Source organism: Kitasatospora sp. NPDC056184 (assembly GCF_042268405.1).
GTDB lineage: Bacteria > Actinomycetota > Actinomycetes > Streptomycetales > Streptomycetaceae > Kitasatospora.
The window spans coordinates 251,120-270,587 of record NZ_JBHJUI010000003.1; the positions used below are offsets into that span (position 1 = coordinate 251,120).

Here is a 19,468-nt window from a genome sequence, read left to right on the forward strand (position 1 = left end):
TTAGAGCTCCTTGATCACGAGTCGGACGGCGTCCAGGAAGGCGTCGTTCTCGGCGGGGGTGCCGGCGGTGACGCGCAGCCACCCGGGGACGCCGTTGTCACGGACCAGGACGCCCTGGTCGAGGATGGCCTGCCAGACGGCGTGGGTGTCGGCGAAGCGGCCGAACTGGACGAAGTTGGCGTCCGAGTCGGTCACCTCCAGACCGAGCCCGCGCAGCGCCCCGACCAGCCGGTCGCGCTCCTCCTTGAGCCGGCCGACGTAGCCGAGCAGGGTGTCGGTGTGCTCCAGGCAGGCCAGCGCGGTGGCCTGGGTGACGGCCGACAGGTGGTACGGCAGGCGGACCAGCTGCACCGCGTCCACCACCGCCGGGTCGGCGGCCAGGTAGCCCAGGCGCAGCCCGGCCGCGCCGAAGGCCTTGGACATGGTGCGCGAGACCACCAGGTTGGGGCGGCCCTCGATCAGCGACAGCAGCGAGGCGCGGTGCGAGAACTCGACGTACGCCTCGTCGACCACCACCAGGCTGGGCCGGGCGGCCTGCGCGGCCTCGTAGAGCCGCAGCACGGTGTCGGCGCCGACGGCGGTGCCGGTCGGGTTGTTCGGCGAGCAGACGAACACCACGTGCGGGCGGTGCTCGGCGATCGCCGCGACGGCCGCGTCCAGGTCGACGGTGAAGTCGGCGTTGCGCGGGCCGGAGATCCAGCCGGTGCCGGTGCCGCGGGAGATCAGCGCGTGCATCGAGTACGAGGGCTCGAAGCCGAGCGCGGTGCGGCCGGGGCCGCCGAAGGTCTGCAGCAGCTGCTGGAGCACCTCGTTGGAGCCGTTGGCGGCCCAGACGTTCTCCCGGGCGACGGCGTGGCCGGTGGTGCGGGTGAGGTACGCCGCCAGGCCCTCGCGCAGCTCGACCGCGTCCCGGTCGGGGTAGCGGTTGAGGTGGCGGGCGGCCTCGGCGACCCGCTCGGCGATCCGGGCGACCAGCTCCTCGGGGAGCGGGTACGGGTTCTCGTTGGTGTTCAGCTGGACCGGGACGTCGAGCTGCGGGGCGCCGTAGGGCGACTGCCCGCGCAGCTCGTCCCGGACGGGGAGGTCGTCGATCGTGGTCACGTGCCCGGCACACTCCAGTCGAATCGGGCCTTGATCGCGTCGCCGTGACCGGGCAGGTCCTCGGCGTTCGCCAGGTTGACGACGTGCTTGGCGATGCCCGCCAGCGCCTCGCGGTCGTACTCGACGACCTGCACGCCGCGCAGGAAGGTCTGTACGGACAGGCCCGAGGAGTGGCAGGCGCAGCCGCCGGTGGGCAGCACGTGGTTGGAGCCGGCGGCGTAGTCGCCGAGCGAGACCGGGGTGAACCGGCCGAGGAAGATCGCGCCGGCGTTGCGGACCTTCGCGGCGACCGCGTGCGGGTCCCGGGTCTGGATCTCCAGGTGCTCGGCCGCGTAGGCGTTGACCACGGCCAGGCCCTGCTCCAGGTCGTCGACCAGGATGATGCCGGACTGCCGGCCGCCGAGCGCCTCGGCCACCCGCTCGCTGTGCCGGGTGCGGGCGACCTGGGTCTTCAGCTCGGCCTCGACCGCGTCGGCGAGCTCCACCGAGTCGGTGACCAGCACCGAGCCCGAGGTCGGGCCGTGCTCGGCCTGGCTGATCAGGTCGGCGGCGACGTCCACCGGGTCGGCGCTGTCGTCGGCGAGGACGGCGATCTCGGTCGGGCCGGCCTCGGAGTCGATGCCGATCCGCCCGGCGAAGTAGCGCTTGGCGGCGGCCACGTAGATGTTGCCGGGGCCGGTGACCGTGTTCACCGGCTCGCACTCCTCGGTGCCCAGCGCGAACATGGCGACCGCCTGGGCGCCGCCGACCGCGTACACCTCGGTGACCCCGAGCAGCGCGCAGGCCGCCAGGATGGTCGGGTGCACCCGGCCGCCGAAGGCCTTCTGCGGCGGGGAGGTCACCGCGATGCCGGGCACGCCCGCCTCCTGGGCCGGCACCACGTTCATCACAACGGAGGACGGGTAGACGGCCAGCCCGCCCGGTACGTACAGCCCGACCCGGTCCACCGGCACCCAGCGCTGGGTCACCGTGCCGCCGGGCACCACCTGGGTGGTGTGCCCCTCGCGGCGCTGGTCGCCGTGCACGACGCGGGCGCGGCGGATCGACTCCTCCAGCGCGGCGCGCACGTCGGGGTCCAGCTCCGCCAGGGCCTCGGTGAGCTGCTCGGCCGGGACCCGGGTGGACTCCAGCCGCACGCCGTCGAAGCGCTCGGTGATGTCGATCAGCGCCGCGACCCCGCGATGATGCACGTCCTCGGCGATCGGGCGCACCTTCTCCAGGGCGGCCGCGACGTCGAAGTCGGCACGGGGCAGCAGGTCGCGCGGGTCGTCGAGCGAGCCGCGCAGATCGATTCGAGAGATCACGCCACCCAGTGTAAGGAGTGGCCGGAACCGGCGGTCCCGCATTTCAGTCCGTGATACGAAGGGCGAGACGGCCGGGGGAGGCCGCGGGGAATCGGGGGGAACCATGACGGATCGGGCACCGGACGGCTGGACGCCGGTCGAGCAGGCGCTCTGGCAGGCGTTCCGGCACGGCCGGATCCACGACCTGCGCAGCGGCGAGGCCGCCGAGGACGACCCGTTCGGCGAGGCCGTCTGGGGCCCCGGGCGGACGATACGCGTCGAGGTGCTCTCCCGCCTGCTGCTCGACGGGCCGGCCCCCGTGCCCGGCCGGGTCGCCTCGCTCAAGCTCACCGGCGCCCTGATCAGCGGGCCGCTGCGGCTGGCCGGCGGCACCATCGGCCACTACGTCGAACTGCACGACTGCCGCTTCGACCAGAAGATCCTGATGTCCGAGGCGGAGGCCGGCACCCTGCGGCTGGTCGGCTGCCTGGTCCCCCGGCTGGAGGCCTCCCGGCTGGTCACCTCCGGGGACCTCCACCTGGCCCGCTGCCGCATCCCGCAGGGCGTCCGGCTCACCGACGCCCGGATCGGCACCGACCTGCTGCTCAACCAGGCCGTCCTGGGCGGCGACCGGTTCGGCCGGGCGCTGTCCGCCGACGGCCTCGCCGTCAACCAGGACTTCGAGGCCGAGCGGCTGGAGGCCGTCGGCGAGCTCAGCCTGCGCACCGCCCGGATCGGCGGCCGCTTCTCGCTGCGCGGCGCCCTGCTGCGGGCCGTCCCGGAGAACCCCAACGCGCTCAACGCCCCGCGCATCACCGTCGGCCACACGCTGTACCTCAGCAGCTCCGCCGACCGCGGCTGGACCGACTCGCAGTCCTACTACGGCTCCGGCTACGGCCAGACCATCCCGCCGAACGCCGCCAGCACGCCGTTCCGCGCGTACGGCCGGGTCCGGCTCTCCGACGGCCGGTTCGAGAACGCCTGCCTGATCTCCGGCGCCGAGTTCCACCTCGGCGAGGACGACGAACTGGCCCTGCGCCGGATCCAGACCCCCGAGCTGCGGTTCACCTGCCGCACCCCGCCCACCGGCACCGTCGCGCTCTCCCGCGCCCGGATCGGCAACCTCGTCGACGCCCCCGACGCCTGGCCGCAGGGCAGGCACCTCAGCCTCACCGGCTTCACCTACGAGTGCCTGCGCCCGGCCGTGCCGTTCACCGTCCAGCAGCGGATCGCCTGGCTGGAGAGCGCCTCGGTGGACTTCCAGCCCGAGTCCTACGAGCAGCTCGCCGCCGCGCTGCGCCGCGACGGCGCCGACGACGACGCCCGCGCCGTGCTCTACGCCAAGCAGCGCCGCCGCCGGCGGACCCTCCCGCTGCCGGCCCGGATCTGGGGACGGGTCCAGGACGCCACCGTCGGCTACGGCTTCCGCCCCGGCCGGGCGGCGCTCTGGCTGCTGCTCGCCTGGGCGCTCGGCAGCCTCTACTTCGCCGCCCACCCGCTCCAGCCGCTCAAGGCCGACGAGCGCCCGCACTGGAACCCGGTGCTGTACGCGCTCGGCCAGCTGCTGCCGGTCGTCGACCTCGGCCAGAGCGGCTGGAACCCCGGCGGCACCGCCCAGTGGGTCTCCTCCGGCCTGGTCGTGGTCGGCTGGGTGCTCGCCACCACGGTCGCCGCCGGCGCCAGCCGGATGCTCCAGCGCGGCTAGCCCGTGGCCCGAACAGGCGCCAGGGCCGTGAAGGCCCGGCGGGCCCGGGGAACTACGCTGTCCGCCGTGACAGAACGGCTTCCGCTCTTCCCGCTGAACACGGTGCTCTACCCGGGCCTGGTGATGCCCCTCAACGTCTTCGAGGAGCGCTACCGCCGTCTCGTCGCCGACCTCCTGGAGGGCCCCGAGGACCAGCCGCGCCGGTTCGGCGTGCTCGCCATCAAGGACGGCCGCGAGGTCGCCCCGGTCCGCCCCGAGGACGGCCCGGCCGGCCCGCTGGACGGCCTCGGCACCGCCACCGGCGACCCGCTGGAGGCGCTCCACCACATCGGCTGCGTCGCCGACGTCACCTCCGTCAAGGCGCAGCCGGACGGCCGCTACGAGCTGCTGATCACCGGCACCACCCGGTTCTGGCTCCGGTCCGTCGACGTCGGCGGCCCGTACCTGGTCGGCGAGCTCGAACCCATCGAGGAGCGCACCGGCGAGGGCTCCGGCGCCCTCGCCGCCGAGGTCGAGCGGGTCTTCCGCACCTACCAGCGCCGGCTCGCCGGCGCCCGCGAGGCCAGCACCGTCGGCCGCCCGGAGCTGCCCGAGGACCCGCAGGTGCTGTCCTACCTGGTCGCCGCGGCCGCCGTCCTGGAGGTCCCGCTCAAGCAGCAGCTGCTCGCCTGCCCCGACAACGCCCAGCGGCTGCGCGCCGAGCTGGACCTGCTGCGCCGCGAGACGGCGGTGCTCGGCTGGCTGCCCTCGCTGCCCGCGGTCAACCTCACCCGCCAGTCCTTCAGCCCGAACTGACCGACCCCATCGATTGCGGAGCCCCGTGGCCAAGAAGCCGAAGAAGGGCGGCCAGGGCACGCCCGCGACGGTCGCCCTGGAGACCGCCGCCGTGCCGTTCACCGTCCACTCCTACGAGCACGACCCGGCCGCCGCCTCCTACGGCGGCGAGGCCGCCGAGGCGCTCGGCGTGCCGGCCGAGCGGGTCTTCAAGACCCTGGTCGCCGACGTCGACGGCGTCCTCACCGTCGGGGTCGTCCCGGTGGCCGGCCAGCTCGACCTCAAGGCCCTGGCCGCGGCGGTCGGCGGCAAGCGGGCCGCGATGGCCGACCCGGCCGCCGCCGAGCGCAGCAGCGGCTACGTCCTCGGCGGCATCTCACCGCTCGGCCAGCGCCGCCCGCTGCGCACGGTCGTCGACGCCAGTGCCCTCACCCACCCCACCGTCTTCGTCTCCGGCGGCCGCCGCGGGCTCGAGGTCGAACTCTCCCCCGCCGACCTCGTCGCCCTCACCGGCGCCCGCACCGCCCCGATCGCCCGCTGACCCGCGCGGGCACGGCCCGGACGCACGGGGCCGGCGCCCCCTCGGGAGCGCCGGCCCCGTGCCGTCAGCCCTCGCGCCGGTCCTGCGGCACGGCCCCCGCGTCCACGGCGGGCGGCCCCGGCACCCAGTACGGCGGCGGGTCCTCCTCGCGCTTGCCGAACGCCGCCGACAGCGCCAGCAGCAGCACCATCGCCGCCATCGGCCACGCCAGCACCGCCCCGTACGCCCCGAGGTCGATGTCCGCCTGGAAGTGCCCGCCGTTGCCGACCTTCCGCGCCTCGGCGACCAGGTCGCGGCCCGGTCCGAGCCACCGCCCGAGCCCCCACGCCCCGACCGAGGCCAGCAGTCCGCCGACCGCCAGTCCGACCGCCACCGCGATCCCGCCACCGCGCTTGCGGGTGACCAGGAACGCCCCCAGCGCCGTCAGGATCCCCATCCCCAGCCCGATGAGCACGAACACGCTGTCGGCGCCGGCCCGCTGCTCCCCCTCCGGGTCCGCGTAGAGGATCTTGTTGCCGTCCACCACCAGCGGCACCTTGGGCGCCAGCCAGGCCCACAGCAGGCCCATCACGACCCCCAGCACCAGGCAGGCCAGCACCGTGGCGGCCCCGACCCTCAGCTCGGGCAGCAGCCGCTGGGCCGACGGCGCCGCCGGCCGGGCCTCGGCGCCCGCCGGGTCCGGCTCCGGCGGCAGCGCGTACGGATCACGCGCGGCATGCGGATCGGGCGCGGCGTACGGAGCGGGCGCGGCGTCCGCGGGGACGGCGTCCGCCACGGCGTCGGTGCCGTCGGCGCGCGCGGGATCCGGAGGTGTGTTCGGTACGGTCACGCCCCCCATCGTTTCACGGTCGCCGCCCCCGCGGCCCGGCCACCCACCGACCGGACGAGCGGCCCCGACCGGGTCCGACGGCTACCGCCGGGTGGCCCGCCGGTACGCCCAGGTGGCCGCGGCCAACGACACCACGCCCACCCCCGCGCACACCGCGAGGTCCCCGACCACCGCCGCCCAGTCCGGCGACGGCCGGAACGTCCGGGCGAACGCCTCCACCGCGTAGGTGGACGGCAGCAGGTCGCGCAGCCACAGCACCGGCTGCGGCAGGTGGTCCACCGGCAGGACGCCGAGCAGCAGCGCCGCCGACATGCCCAGCTGCCCGAGCATGGTGGCGATCTCCTGCTTGGGCGCGAGCAGCCCGCAGACCGCCCCGAGCCCGGAGAGCGCCGCCCCGGCCAGCGGCACCACCGCGAGCAGCACCCACAGCTGTCCGAGCGGCAGCCCGAACATCACCGCGCCGACCCCGGCCGTGACCAGCGTCCCGGGCAGGGTGAACGAGGCGAACGCGGCGGCTGCGCCGAGCACCACCGAGGCGGCCGGCACCGGCAGCGTCGCGTAGTGGTCCAGCCCGCCGCTGGCCCGCAGCCGGCCGAAGTACTGGGCGAGCAGGTTGAGCGCGACGAAGGCGACCACCAGCACGCTGGAGCCGGACACCACGTACTGCGCGGCCGAGGTCTGCCCGGTGTCGACGACGCCGCGCATCATCACCAGGATGCCCAGCGACTGGAAGGTGGCCACGAACAGCAGCGGGATCCGCGCCACCCGGGCCCGGGCGAGCTGCGCCCGGTAGACGGCGGCCAGGGCCGGCAGCAGCCGGGCGGCGGGGGCGAGCGGGGCGGGCCCGCCGGCCGTAGCCGGGGCGGTCCGCGGCGGTGCCGAGAGCAGCGTCACTTGGCCAGTCCTCCGTGGCGGCCGCCCAGCTTGAGGTAGGCGTCCTCAAGGCTCGGGGTGGCCAGGGTGAAGTCGTCCAGGGCGGCGAAGGCCGGGCCGGTGGTGACGGCGGCGACCAGTTCGCGGGCCTGCTCGGGGGTGGTGCGCACGGTCCAGCGGCGGCCGGTGCGCTCGGCCCGTTCGGCGAGCGCCGCCACCGCGGGGACGGCCAGCGGCGCCTCGTCCCGCCAGACCAGGTCGAGCCGGACGTCGCCGTCGACCAGCGCCTTGAGGCCGCCGGGGGTGTCGCAGGCGATCACCCGGCCGTCGTCGACCACGGCGACCCGGTCCAGCACGGTCTCCGCCTCGATCACGTTGTGGGTGACCAGCAGCACGGTGGTGGAGCGCTCGGCCCGGCGGCGCTCGACCGCCGACCAGACGGAGCGCCGGGCGACCGGGTCCATCCCGGTGGTGGGCTCGTCGAGGACGAGCAGCGGCCGGTCGCCGACCAGGGCGGCGGCGAAGCAGGCGAGCCGGCGCTGGCCGCCGGAGAGCTTGGCGAGCGGCCGGTGGGCGAGCGGCTCCAGGGCGAGTTCGGTGATCACCTCGTCGGCGGCGGCGCGGGCCGCGGCCCGGCTCAGGCCGCGCAGCCGGCCGGTGGTCTCGGCGGCGAGGGCGACGGTCAGCTCGTCGAGCGCGGTGGACTCCTGGCCGAGGTAGCCGAGCAGCCGGGCGGCCCGTTCGGGGTGCCGCACCACGTCGTGGCCGAGGATCTCGATGCTGCCGGAGTCGGGCCGCAGCAGTCCGGTGAGCTGGCGGACCAGGGTGGACTTGCCCGCGCCGTTGGGCCCGAGCAGGCCGAAGATCTCACCCTGCCGGACGGTCAGGGTGATGCCGTCGTTGGCCCGGATCGCGGTGGCGGAGGCGCCGCGCCCGGCGCGGTACGTCCGGACCAGGTCGCGTACGGCACAGCACGGCGAGGTCTCCTGGGGTGCCCGCCCGGCCGTCTCACTCACGACCGAGGACTCTACGCGGTGCACCGGGCGAACCGGACAACGGGTCCCCGCCCCGCGCCCCCGGCCGGTCCCGGCCGGGTCAGTCGTCGACGACCAGGTCCCCGCCGGGCACCCGGGCGGCCAGCTCCTTCCAGAAGCCCGCCCGGATGGCGTACCGGTCGTGCTCGTCGATCTGGTCGTCCTTGTGCGCGAGCAGCCCGAAGCGGGCCGCGTAGCGCAGCAGCTCGCCGTCGACCCGGTGCGGGATGCGCGGGTAGCCGGGCCACAGGACGGTCAGCCGTTCGGCGTCGCCGAGCCGGTCGGTCCAGCGGCGGGCGAAGACCTGGCCGACCTCGTGGGCGTCGCCGCCGATGGAGGTGATGTCCTCCTCGCGGTCGGCCCAGCGCTGTTCGGCGGTGGTGAGCTGGGCGAGGGTGGGCAGTCCGTCGCCGGCGGTGACGGCGGGCTCGGCGACCGGCCGGTCGATCCAGCCCCGGTCGGAGGACCAGCGCAGCACCGGGCCGTTCTGCGGCTGGCCGGGCTGCTGGGCGACGGCGGCCTGCCGGTCGGCGCTGCGCCCGGCGAGGTCCTTGGGGGTGGGGACGACCTTGAGCCCGGCGGCGGCCGGCTGGGCGCGCCCGTTGACGGCGGGGACGGCCACCGCGGCGGCGGCGACGGCCGGGGGCTCGTCGGCGGCGGGGAGCCCCGGCACCTGGGCGGCGGGCAGCGGCCCCGGCAGGGTGGCGGGGGGCGCGGCGGGCGGTGCGGCGAGGATCTTGGCGATGTCGTGCCGGGCGCCGGGGCCGGGGAAGACGCTGGAGGTGTCGCGCAGGCTGAACGACCCCTCGATCCACTCGCGGTCCAGCACCCGCCGCTCGTCGGCCTCGCCGACCAGGTCCTCCGACTGGTTGAAGTCGCCGTCGGCGGCCTGCAGCGCCCAGAGGTGGACGACGACGCCGTGCTCCTTGGCGGACATCATGCCCGGCAGCAGGTCGCCGTCGCCGGTGATCAGCACCACGTCGGCGCAGGCCCGGTTGCGGGCGAGTTCGGAGAGCTCGGCGTGCATCGCGGCGTCGACGCCCTTCTGCACCCAGCGGCCCTCCGCCCGGGTGAGCGCGCCCAGCCGCACGGTGACCCGGGGCAGCACGCGCAGCCGCCGGTGCTCGGGCATCGGGCGGCGTTCGGGCGCCGCGTCGAACCAGTAGATCCGCAGCAGCGGCAGGCCGGTCTCGGCCTCGGCCCGCTCGCGCAGGGCGGCGATCAGCGCGGTGTGGTCGACGGTGACCTTGGAACGGGAGGGGTCACCGGCGAGCAGGCTCGCGGCGGCGCCCAGCAGGTATCCGGCGTCCACCAGGACGACACAGCGGTCCATCGCGCACCTCTTTCCGCTCGCCCTCGGGGTGGGGCTCCGCCGGGGCCGACGGTGCCGGGGTGGGCGCGGTGCGCCCGGCCCGGGCGGAGTGGGGTGAGGGGGTGCCCGCAACCGCCCGATCGTTGGGTCACCTTTTTCCCCCGGATCCACCTGCCGAACCCCGGCCGTCCGGGGCTTTCCCGGCACCGGCGCCGAGGGCCCCCGTCCGGGACCGCGGTCCCGGACGGGGGCCCTCGGGCCACCTGCGGCCGGTCAGCCCTTGAGCTCGGCGGCGACCAGCTCGGCCAGCTGGACGGCGTTGAGCGCGGCGCCCTTGCGCAGGTTGTCGTTGGAGACGAACAGCGACAGGCCGTTCTCCACCGTCTCGTCGACCCGGACGCGGCCGACGAAGCTCGGGTCCCGGCCGGCGGCCTGGAGCGGGGTGGGGATCTCGCTCAGCTCGACGCCGGGGGCGCCGCTGAGCAGCTCGACCGCGCGCTCGGGGCTGATCGGGCGCTCGAAGCGGGCGTTGATCTGCAGCGAGTGGCCGGAGAAGACCGGGACGCGCACGCAGGTGCCGGCCACCTTCAGCTCGGGGATGCCGAGGATCTTGCGGCTCTCGTGGCGGAGCTTCTGCTCCTCGTCGGTCTCGTTGGAGCCGTCCTCGACGATCGAGCCGGCCAGCGGGACGACGTTGAAGGCGATGGGGCGCCGGTAGACCTTGGGCTCGGGGAACTCGACCGCCGAGCCGTCGTGGGCGAGCGCGGCGGCGCCGTCGACGACCTTGGCCGCCTGGTCCTGGAGCTCGGCCACGCCGGCCACGCCGCTGCCGGAGACGGCCTGGTAGGTGGAGACGACGAGGGCCGCGAGGCCGGCCTCCTCGTGCAGCGGGCGCAGCACGGGCATGGCGGCCATCGTGGTGCAGTTCGGGTTGGCGATGATGCCCTTGGGGCGGTCGGCGATCGCCTCGGGGTTGACCTCGGAGACGACCAGCGGGACCTCGGGGTCGCGGCGCCAGGCGGAGGAGTTGTCGATGACGACGGCGCCGGCCGCGGCGGCCTTGGGGGCGAGCGCCTTGGAGGTGGCGCCGCCGGCCGAGAAGATCACGATGTCCAGGCCGGTGTAGTCGGCCGTGGCCGCGTCCTCGACGGTGACCTCGGTGCCCTTCCAGGGGAGGGTGCGCCCGGCCGAGCGGGCCGAGGCGAACAGCCGCAGCTGCTCCACCGGGAGGTCGCGCTGGGCCAGGATCTCGCGGACCACGCCGCCGACCTGGCCGGTGGCCCCGACAATGCCGATCTTCATCCGACTACTCCTCGTTGATCTTGCTGCTCACAGCCGCACCTCGGCCGCGTCCGACCCATCCCGCCGGGCGGGCGACGCGAACGCTCGGACGCGCCCCGCCCATCATGCCTTGTCACCGGCGGCGGACGGCCGGCATTCCATCCTGTGGTCCTCAGTGGTCCAGACCACTGACGAGTTCCAGCGCCCGCTCGACCTCCGCCGGACCGGCCGGCAGCAGCGGCAGCCGGACGTCCGGCGTCGGGATCCGCCCCTGCGCGTGCAGCACGCCCTTGACCACCGCCGGGTTCGGCGCCGCGAAGGCCGCCACCGCCAGCCCGGTCAGCCGGTGGCCGAGCGCCCGGGCGCGCGCCGCGTCCCCGGCCCGCCAGGCCTCGGCCAGCTCGACGAAGCGCGCGGTGGCCAGGTGCGCGGAGGCCAGGATGCCGCCGTCCGCGCCCAGCGCCAGCAGCGGCGCCAGCACGGCGTCGTCCCCGCCCAGCACCGAGAACCCGGCCGGCGCGGCGGCCAGCAGCTCGACCGCCGCCTGGTCCACCCCTCCGGTGGCGTACTTGACGCCCGCCACGTTCGGCAGCGCGGCCAGCTCCAGCAGCGCGGCGCCCGACAGCGCCTGCCCGGTCCGGTAGGGGATGTGGTAGACGACCAGCGGCACCGGGCTGGCCTCGGCCAGCGCCCGGAAGTGCGCGACCGTCCCGGCCTCGCCCGGCCGGACGAAGGACGGCACGGTCACCAGCGCGCCCGCCACCCCCGGCACCCGCCCGGCCGGCCCGGCCAGCTCCTCGGCCGCCGCGGCGGTGCCCGGCCCGCCCGCGCCGACCAGCAGCGGCACGCCGCGCGCGGCGCAGACCTCCGCGCAGACCCCGGTGACCGCGCGCCGCTCGTCCGCGGTCAGCGCGGCCGGCTCGCCGGTGGTGCCGAGCGCCACCAGCCCGGCCGCGCCCTCGTCCAGCACCGAGCCGGCCAGCTTCTCCAGCGCGTCCAGCGCCACCGAGCCGTCGGCCGCGAACGGCGTGACCAGCGGGACGAAAATGCCCTTGAGTTCCATGCCCACGATCCTGCGGCCCGCCGATCCCGCAGGTCCAGTTCATGTTTCCGAAGCTTCTCGTAAGCTGAGCCGATGCTCGACGTCCGACGCCTGCGCCTGCTGCGCGAACTCGCCCACCTCGGCACCATCGCCGCCGTCGCCGAGGCGCTCAGCTTCAGCCCTTCGGCGGTCTCCCAGCAGCTGTCCGTCCTGGAGAAGGAGGCCGGCGTCCCGCTGCTGGAACGCACCGGCCGCCGGGTCACCCTCACCCCGGCCGGGCGCAACCTGGTCCGGCACGCCGAGGCCGTGCTGGAGCGGCTGGAACAGGCGGACGCCGAACTCGCCCACGCCCGCGAGGGGCTGGCCGGGCCGCTGCGGATCGGCACCTACCCGTCGGCGGCCCGGGCGATCATCCCCGCCGTCCTCGCCGAACTGGCCGGCTGGCACCCGGGCCTGGAGCCGATGGTCACCGAGGTGGACCCGGCGGCGGTCGCGGCGGCGCTGCGCGCGGGCGAGCTGGACGTGGCCCTGGTGCACGAGTACGACCTGGTGCCCGCCGACGCGGAGCCCGGCCTGGCGGTGACCCGGCCGATCTTCACCGAGCCGATGTACCTGGCGGCCCGCGCCCCCGGCAGCCTCGCCGACCAGCGGGCCGCGCCGTGGATCCTCTCCCCGCCGGGCACGCTGTGCCACACCATGGCCGTCCGGGCCTGCGAGGCCGCGGGCTTCGCGCCCCGGATCCGCCACCAGATCGACGACTTCGCGACCGTGCTCGCCCTGGTCGCGGCCGGTCAGGGGGTGGCGCTGGTCCCCCACCTCGGCACCGACCGGCCCCCGCCGGGGGTCGTCCTCACCCGGCTGCCGATGTACCGCCGCACCCGCACCGCCTTCCGCGCGGGCGCCGGCGCCCACCCGGCGATCTCCGCCTTCGTCTCCGCCCTGCACACCGCCGTGCCGGCCCCGCTGCGCAACTCCGTGTGACGGCGGAGCGCCCGTACCCGACCGCCGTAGGCCGGGTACGGGCGCCCCCGCGGGGATCCGCTAGCCGGCCCCGTTGCCCGCGAGGCAGCTCGGGCCGAGCAGCTGCTTCAGGTCCCCGAACAGCGCCGGGTCCGACTTCACCCGGTGCCGGTCGAGCCGCAGCACCGTCGTCTTGCTCCGCGCCTCCAGCCGGACCCGCACCTCCGTGGTCCCCCGGTGGCTGCTCAGCACCTCGCCGAGCCGCGCCACCAGCGGGGGCGTCACCTTCCCGGTCGGGATGTTGATGATGATCGGCGCGTCGGCGTGCGCGTTCGACAGGTCCGGAACCGTCAGCTCCATGCCCATCAGCCGCGGCACGTCCTCCCGCTTGTCCAGCTTGCCGCGGACGAACACCACCGCGTCCTCGACCAGCTGCGAGGAGACCAGCTGGTAGCTGGCCGGGAAGAACATGCAGTCGATCGAGCCCGCGAGGTCCTCGACGGTCGCGATCGCCCAGGCGTTGCCCTGCTTGGTCATCTTCCGCTGGAGGCCCGAGATGATGCCGCCGATGACGACGATCGTCCCGTCCGGCCGCTCCGCGAGGTCCGCGACCGCGCAGTCCGCCTTGTCGGCGAGCACGTGCTCGATGCCGTGCAGCGGGTGCGAGGAGACGTACAGGCCGAGCATCTCCCGCTCCTGGGTGAGCAGGAAGGACTTCTCCCACTCGTCCTCGGAGAACACCACGTCCAGCCCGAAGCTCGGCTCGTCGCTCGTCGCGTCGCCGCCGAAGAGGTCGAACTGCCCCTCGGCCTCCTTGCGCTTGATGCCGACGACGTTGTCGATCATCGGCTCGAACTGCGCGGTGAGGCCCTTGCGGGTGTGCCCGAGCGAGTCGAAGGAACCGGCCTTGATCAGCGATTCGACGGTCCGCTTGTTGCAGACCACCGACTCCACCTTCTCCAGGAAGTCCGGGAAGGAGGAGAACTTCCCCTTGGTCTTCCGGGTCCGGATCATCGACTCGACGACCGGGCCGCCGACGTTGCGGATGGCGGTCAGGCCGAACCGGACGGTGGTGTCACCGTGCGGGGTGAAGTCCGCGTCCGACTCGTTGACGTCCGGCGGCAGGACGTTGATGCCCATCTTGCGGCACTCGTTGAGGTAGACGGCCGACTTGTCCTTGTCGTCCTTCACCGAGGTCAGCAGGCCGGACATGTACTCGGCCGGGTAGTTGGCCTTGAGGTACGCCGTCCAGTAGGAGACGAGCCCGTAGCCCGCCGTGTGCGCTTTGTTGAACGCGTAGCCGGAGAAGGGGACCAGGACGTCCCAGACCGCCTGGATCGCCGCGTCCGAGTAGCCGCGCTCCCGGCAGCCCTTCTGGAACGGGACGAACTCGGCCTCCAGGATCTCCTTCTTCTTCTTGCCCATGGCGCGGCGCAGCAGGTCGGCCTGGCCGAGCGAGTAGCCGGCCAGGATCTGCGCGGCCTTCTGCACCTGCTCCTGGTAGACGATCAGGCCGTAGGTGGGCCGGAGCACCTCCTCCAGGGGCTTCTCCAGCTCCGGGTGGATCGGGGTGATCTCCTGCTGCCCGTTCTTGCGCAGCGCGTAGTTGGTGTGCGAGTTGACGCCCATCGGACCCGGCCGGTAGAGCGCCAGGACCGCCGAAATGTCCTCGAAGTTGTCGGGCTTCATCAGGCGCAGCAGCGAGCGCATGGGGCCGCCGTCGAGCTGGAAGACGCCGAGCGTGTCACCGCGCGCCAGCAGTTCGTAGGTCGGCTTGTCGTCCAGGGGCAGCTCAAGAAGATTGATCTTGACGCCCTTGTTCTTCTCGATCGCCTTGACGGCGTCGTCCATGATCGTCAGGTTGCGCAGGCCGAGGAAGTCCATCTTGAGAAGGCCGAGGCCCTCACAGGTGGGGTAGTCGAACTGCGTGATGGTGACGCCGTCGGTGTGCCGGGTCCAGACCGGGATGTGGTCGGTCAGCGGCTCGGCGGACATGATGACGCCGGCCGCGTGCACACCGGGCTGGCGGATCAGGCCCTCGATGCCGCGCGCGGTGTCGATCACCTTGCGCACGTCGGGGTCGGTCTCGTACAGCCCGCGGATCTCGCCGGCCTCGCTGTAGCGCGGGTGGCTGCTGTCCGTGATGCCGGACAGCGGGATGCCCTTGCCCATGACGTCCGGCGGCATCGCCTTGGTGATCCGGTCGCCCATCGCGTACGGGTAGCCGAGGACGCGCGAGGAGTCCTTGATGGCGGCCTTCGCCTTGATGGTGCCGTAGGTGACGATCATGGCGACCTTGTCGGATCCCCACTTCTCCGTCACGTACCGGATCACGTCACCGCGCCGGCGCTCGTCGAAGTCGATGTCGACATCGGGCATGGAGATGCGCTCGGGGTTGAGGAAGCGCTCGAAGATCAGGCCGTGCGGGATCGGGTCGAGGTCGGTGATGCCCATGGCGTACGCGACCAGCGAGCCGGCCGCCGAACCACGGCCCGGGCCCACCGCGATGCCCTGGCTCTTCGCCCACATGATGAAGTCGGCGACCACGAGGAAGTACGCCGGGAACCCCATCTGGATGATGGTGTCCATCTCGTACTCGGCGAGCTTCTTGTGCTCCTCGTCGTACCCGTCCGGGAAGCGCCAGTCCATGCCCTCCCAGACCTTGGACTTGAAGAAGTCCGACTCGGACTCGAAGCCCTCCGGGATCGGGAACCGCGGCATGAGGTTGCGGAACTGGAACATGCCCTCGGTGTCGACCCGCGAGGCCACCAGCAGCTGGCTGTTGCGGCAGCCCTCCTGCCAGGCGTCCGACTGGTCCAGCGCGTACATCTCGGCGGCCGACTTGATGTAGTAGCCGGTGCCGTCGAACCGGAAGCGGTCCGGGTCGGAGAGGTTCTTGCCGGTCTGCACGCAGAGCAGCAGGTCGTGGGCGCCGGCGTCGGCCTCGGTGGTGTAGTGCGAGTCGTTGGTGACGACCGGCGGGATGCCGAGCTTCTTCCCGATCTCGATCAGCCCGTCGCGGACCCGCTTCTCGATGTCGAGGCCGTGGTCCATCAGCTCCAGGAAGTAGTTCTCCTTGCCGAAGATCTCCTGGTACTCGGCGGCCGACCGCAGCGCCTCGTCGAACTGGCCCAGGCGCAGCCGGGTCTGCAGCTCCCCGGAGGGGCAGCCGGTGGTGGCCATCAGGCCGCCGGACAGGTCGGAGATCAGCTCCTTGTCCATCCGGGGCCACTTGACCAGCCAGCCCTCGGAGTACGAGCGCGAGGTCAGCTTGAAGAGGTTGTGCAGGCCCTCCTTGTTCCGGGCCCAGATGGTCTTGTGGGTGTAGGCACCGGACGCCGAGACGTCGTCCTTCTTCTGGTGCGGCTGGCCCCACAGGATGCGCTTGGTGTTCGAGCGGGACTCCGGGGCGACGTACGCCTCGATGCCGATCACCGGGGTGATGCCGGCGGCGGTGGCCTGCTTGTGGAACTCGGCCGCGCCGTACATGTTGCCGTGGTCGGTCATCGCGACATGGGTCTGCCCCAGCCGTTCGACCTCCTTGAACATCTGCTTCAGCCGGGCGGCGCCGTCCAGCATCGAGTACTCGGTGTGGACGTGCAGATGCGCGAACGGCTGATCGCTCAAGGCGGGGCCTCCGTAGACTCGGTGCAGACAGGTGGGCCGGCGAACGCGCAGGTCACAAGGGGTGTCCGGAAACAGATGCGGCCCGAGCCACGACCAGGGCCCGGACCAGCACTCACACGTTCACGTTCCTACTCTAGCCTCCGGACACAGCTGTCCCCGGCCACCCGCCGCGCCCCGAAGGAACGCCCATGTCCCACTCACAGCCCGCCGTCACCGACCGTGCCGAGACCGTACTCGGAGTCTTCGACACGGCCTTCGGCGACCTGCTCGCCCAGGACCCGGCGGCCTTCCGCGTGAAGTTCCGCAAGATGGCCGCCTCCGCCTTCGCGTTCTACCGGGGCACCGCCGCCCTCTACTACGCGGACCTCACCAGCGCGCCGTTCTCCTCCTTCGGCGAGCCCTTCCTCGACGAGCGCACCAGCCGGGTCTGGATCCACGGCGACCTGCACGCGGAGAACTTCGGCACCTACCTCAACGCCGAGGGCCGCCTCGTCTTCAACGTCAACGACTTCGACGAGGCCTACGTCGGCGCCTTCACCTGGGACGTCCAGCGCCTCGCCGCCTCCCTCGCGCTGATCGGCTACGCCAAAGCGCTCTCCGACGCGACCATCACCGAACTGGTCACCTCCTTCGCCGACGCGTACCGCCACCGGATCTCCTCCCACCTCACCTCCGGCGACGCCGCCCCGTACACCCTGGACACCGCCGACGGGCCGATCCTGGCCACCCTCCAGCGGGCCCGCCTCCGGACCCGGGTCTCCCTGCTGGACGGCGACACCGTGATCGAGGGCTACGACCGCCGCTTCCGCCTCGGCGGCGGGGCGATCGAACTGGACGAGCCCACCAAGGCCGAGGTCCTCGCCGCCTTCGAGGAGTACCTCGCCACCCTGCCGCCCGCCTCCCGGCTGCGCCCGGCCGCCCTGCGGGTGAAGGACGTGGTCGGCCGCCGCGGCATCGGCATCGGCTCGGCCGGCCTCCCCTCCTACAACGTCCTCCTCGAAGGCCACACCGACGCCCTTGAGAACGACGTGATCATCTACATGAAGCAGGGCCAGACCCCGGCCGTCTCCCGCCACGTCACCGACCCCGCGATCGCCGGCTACTTCGAGCACGAGGGCCACCGCACGGTGATCTCCCAGCGCGCCCTCCAGGCCCACAGCGACCCCTGGCTCGGCCACACCACCCTGCGCGGCCGCGGCCAGCTGGTCGCCGAGGTGTCCCCGTACGCCACCGACCTCGACTGGCGCGACCTCAACGAGCTGCCCGACCTCCTGGCGGTCACCGAGTACCTCGGCCGGGCGACGGCCACCATGCACGCCGCCGCCGACGAGTCCTCCAGCGGCCACACCCTGGTCCCGTTCTCCACCGAGCACGCCATCCACGAGGCGATAGCCCGCGACGAGGCGGGCTTCACGGCGATGCTCGTCGACTTCGCCCACACCTACGGCGCCCGGGCCCGCGCCGACCACCAGCTCTTCGTCGACCTCTACCGCAACAACCGCATCCCGGGCCTCTAGCCCTTCCCGGTCAGGGCCGCCAACCGTTCCCGCGCGGCGGCCCTGACCTCCGCCGTCTCCACCTCGTCCCCCTCCAGATACCTCAACCTCTCCCTCATCTCCACCCCGTCCGGAGCCCGCTCCACCCCCAGCAACCGGGCGCCCTCCTCGCAGTCCCAGAGACACTCCTCATAGATCCCGCCCAACCCCGCGGGATCAATGGCGGCCAACGCCTCCAGATACCCCACGCGCTCATGCGAATGCGGCGTCCACAACCAGAACCGCCGCAGCAACGACACCGCACCCCCGGCCTCGCCCCCGAACCCCGCCAGAGCCCGCGCCGTGCGCACCGGCCCGCACCAGCGCCGCTCCACCCACTCCCGCTCCAGCCGCCCCACCAACGCCTCGACGTCCCCCTCCGCCTCGACGCCGTCCTCGTGCCGCCGCCCCACCTCGGCCTCCCCCGCCGTCTCCACCCGCACCCCGGCATCCCGCACCAACCGCGCCAGGTACACCGCCCGCTGATCGGCGTCGTCCCACCGCCAGTCCCACCGCAAGCACCCCGCCACCACCTCGGCCGTCCCCCGCGGATCCTCCGCCACCATCCGCGCCCCCAGCCCCCGCCCCCGCTGCACCATCCCGATCAACGACCCCGCCGGCGCATACCGCCCGTCACTCATCCTCGTCACACCCCCATCCTCCCCCGCCCAGGTCCACCAAGGCGCAGACCACCTTCCCGCGCCCTCCTCGACCGCTTCCCCGCCGGCGTGGGAAGTCGGCCCCACCGACTTCCCACGCTCGCTCAGCCCGGGTAGGGGACCCAGCCCGGGGTGGAGGCGTCGTAGTGGGCCGCGGTTTCGGGGCGGAGGGCGGTGAGGGGGAGCCACTCGTCGTCGGGGTCGCGGTCGTCGAGGGGGCCGGGTGCCCAGGTCAACAGGACGCGGTCCTCGGCGACCTCCGCGATCCAGCCGAGGAACTCCCGCCCGTCGTGGCAGGTGAAGCCCACCTTGGCGACGTCCTCGCAGCGGCGTGCGAGGTAGCCGTGCAGCCCGCTGGGCGGCCGCATGCCGAACCACTGCTCGGCGCCCCACTCCTCGAACCGCTGCACCTCGGTGAACCCCAGCTTCGCCGCAAGGCGTATCGAGCGGTCGTTGGCGGTCTGGGTGGTGAGCACCACCGGCTCGCCGGGGAGCGCGTCGGCGTACCAGCCGAGCACCGCCTCGCACGCCTCGGCGGCGTACCCGCACCCCCATGCCTCCGGCAGGAACAGGTAGCCGAGTTCGGCCTCCCCGGTGTCCGGACGGACCCGGCTCCGGTGCTCCGCCGCCCGCCGGTTGAGCTCGACGGTGCCGATCATCGCCCCGTCGAGCTCGATCACGAAGAGGCCGGGACGCCGCCCCGGCACCGCGGGCACCATGCACTCAAGCTCGTCACGCGGTCGGGCGCCACCGGTGTACGCACCCACCTCCGGCGAGGCGAACAGCTCGATGAACGCCGCGCGGTCCCGGGCCTCGGACGCACGGAGCACCAGCCGCTCGGTCCTGATCGGGGCAGGGGGCCAAGCGCCGGGGCCGGGTTCGGTCATGGCGGACACCGTAGGCGCCCCCGTT

The 19,468-nt window shown here is 73.8% G+C and carries 15 protein-coding genes and 1 pseudogene; 5 read left to right on the forward strand and 11 right to left on the reverse strand.

The window, feature by feature from the left end; all coding sequences use genetic code 11:
- Both ACFC0B_RS08855 and hisD read right to left on the reverse strand, forming a co-directional pair.
- Complete coding sequence (locus tag ACFC0B_RS08855) at positions 1-1,101, reverse strand: histidinol-phosphate transaminase (RefSeq protein WP_376084003.1); 1,101 nt, start codon at positions 1,099-1,101, stop codon at positions 1-3.
- Positions 1,098-2,405 (reverse strand): histidinol dehydrogenase, encoded by a 1,308-nt coding sequence (hisD, locus tag ACFC0B_RS08860; RefSeq protein WP_376084005.1) that lies wholly within the window; start codon positions 2,403-2,405, stop codon positions 1,098-1,100. Before hisD ends, ACFC0B_RS08855 begins: the two co-directional genes overlap by 4 nt.
- A gap of 103 nt (positions 2,406-2,508) precedes the next feature.
- On the opposite strand from hisD, the gene ACFC0B_RS08865 reads away from it, so the two are divergent.
- The 3 genes from ACFC0B_RS08865 (at position 2,509) to ybaK (ending at position 5,404) form a co-directional block, all read left to right on the forward strand.
- Complete coding sequence (locus ACFC0B_RS08865) at positions 2,509-4,089, forward strand: oxidoreductase (protein WP_376084006.1); 1,581 nt, start codon at positions 2,509-2,511, stop codon at positions 4,087-4,089.
- Positions 4,090-4,155: 66 nt separating this feature from the next.
- Positions 4,156-4,884 (forward strand): LON peptidase substrate-binding domain-containing protein, encoded by a 729-nt coding sequence (locus ACFC0B_RS08870; protein WP_376084008.1) that lies wholly within the window; start codon positions 4,156-4,158, stop codon positions 4,882-4,884.
- A gap of 25 nt (positions 4,885-4,909) precedes the next feature.
- Positions 4,910-5,404 (forward strand): Cys-tRNA(Pro) deacylase, encoded by a 495-nt coding sequence (gene ybaK / locus ACFC0B_RS08875; protein ID WP_376084010.1) that lies wholly within the window; start codon positions 4,910-4,912, stop codon positions 5,402-5,404.
- 64 nt (positions 5,405-5,468) lie between these two features.
- On the opposite strand, the gene ACFC0B_RS08880 is transcribed toward ybaK, so the two are convergent.
- The 6 genes from ACFC0B_RS08880 to ACFC0B_RS08905 all read right to left on the reverse strand — a co-directional run bounded on the left by ACFC0B_RS08880 (position 5,469) and on the right by ACFC0B_RS08905 (position 11,796).
- Entirely contained in the window at positions 5,469-6,233 is a 765-nt protein-coding gene (locus ACFC0B_RS08880; protein WP_376084012.1) for a hypothetical protein, read from the reverse strand.
- A gap of 81 nt (positions 6,234-6,314) precedes the next feature.
- Entirely contained in the window at positions 6,315-7,127 is an 813-nt protein-coding gene (locus ACFC0B_RS08885; RefSeq protein ID WP_376084014.1) for an ABC transporter permease, read from the reverse strand.
- A complete protein-coding gene (locus ACFC0B_RS08890) occupies positions 7,124-8,122 on the reverse strand; it encodes an ABC transporter ATP-binding protein (protein ID WP_376084016.1) in 999 nt (332 codons plus the stop codon). The genes ACFC0B_RS08885 and ACFC0B_RS08890 overlap by 4 nt, the downstream gene beginning before the upstream one ends.
- Positions 8,123-8,201: 79 nt before the next feature.
- Positions 8,202-9,473: an NYN domain-containing protein gene (locus ACFC0B_RS08895; RefSeq protein WP_376084018.1), complete on the reverse strand. Its 1,272-nt coding sequence runs from the start codon at positions 9,471-9,473 to the stop codon at positions 8,202-8,204.
- Between the two features lie 252 nt (positions 9,474-9,725).
- Entirely contained in the window at positions 9,726-10,754 is a 1,029-nt protein-coding gene (locus tag ACFC0B_RS08900; RefSeq protein ID WP_376084020.1) for an aspartate-semialdehyde dehydrogenase, read from the reverse strand.
- Positions 10,755-10,905: 151 nt separating this feature from the next.
- Positions 10,906-11,796, reverse strand: a complete 891-nt coding sequence (locus ACFC0B_RS08905; RefSeq protein ID WP_376084021.1) for a dihydrodipicolinate synthase family protein — start codon at positions 11,794-11,796, stop codon at positions 10,906-10,908.
- A gap of 72 nt (positions 11,797-11,868) precedes the next feature.
- On the opposite strand from ACFC0B_RS08905, the gene ACFC0B_RS08910 reads away from it, so the two are divergent.
- Entirely contained in the window at positions 11,869-12,756 is an 888-nt protein-coding gene (locus ACFC0B_RS08910; protein ID WP_376084023.1) for a LysR substrate-binding domain-containing protein, read from the forward strand.
- Positions 12,757-12,816: 60 nt separating this feature from the next.
- Here the strand turns inward: ACFC0B_RS08910 and dnaE are convergent, their stop codons facing one another.
- Entirely contained in the window at positions 12,817-16,362 is a 3,546-nt protein-coding gene (gene dnaE / locus ACFC0B_RS08915; protein ID WP_376084025.1) for a DNA polymerase III subunit alpha, read from the reverse strand.
- Positions 16,363-16,550: 188 nt separating this feature from the next.
- On the opposite strand from dnaE, the gene ACFC0B_RS08920 reads away from it, so the two are divergent.
- Entirely contained in the window at positions 16,551-17,879 is a 1,329-nt protein-coding gene (locus ACFC0B_RS08920; protein WP_376084027.1) for a DUF2252 domain-containing protein, read from the forward strand.
- Here ACFC0B_RS08920 and ACFC0B_RS08925 read toward each other — a convergent pair.
- Positions 17,876-18,547, reverse strand: a complete 672-nt coding sequence (locus ACFC0B_RS08925) for a hypothetical protein (RefSeq protein ID WP_376084029.1) — start codon at positions 18,545-18,547, stop codon at positions 17,876-17,878. The two genes, ACFC0B_RS08920 and ACFC0B_RS08925, sit on opposite strands and share 4 nt — an antisense overlap.
- A gap of 365 nt (positions 18,548-18,912) precedes the next feature.
- Positions 18,913-19,443 (reverse strand): annotated as a pseudogene (locus tag ACFC0B_RS08930) (GNAT family N-acetyltransferase); the annotation flags it as partial.
- Positions 19,444-19,468: the final 25 nt, after the last annotated feature.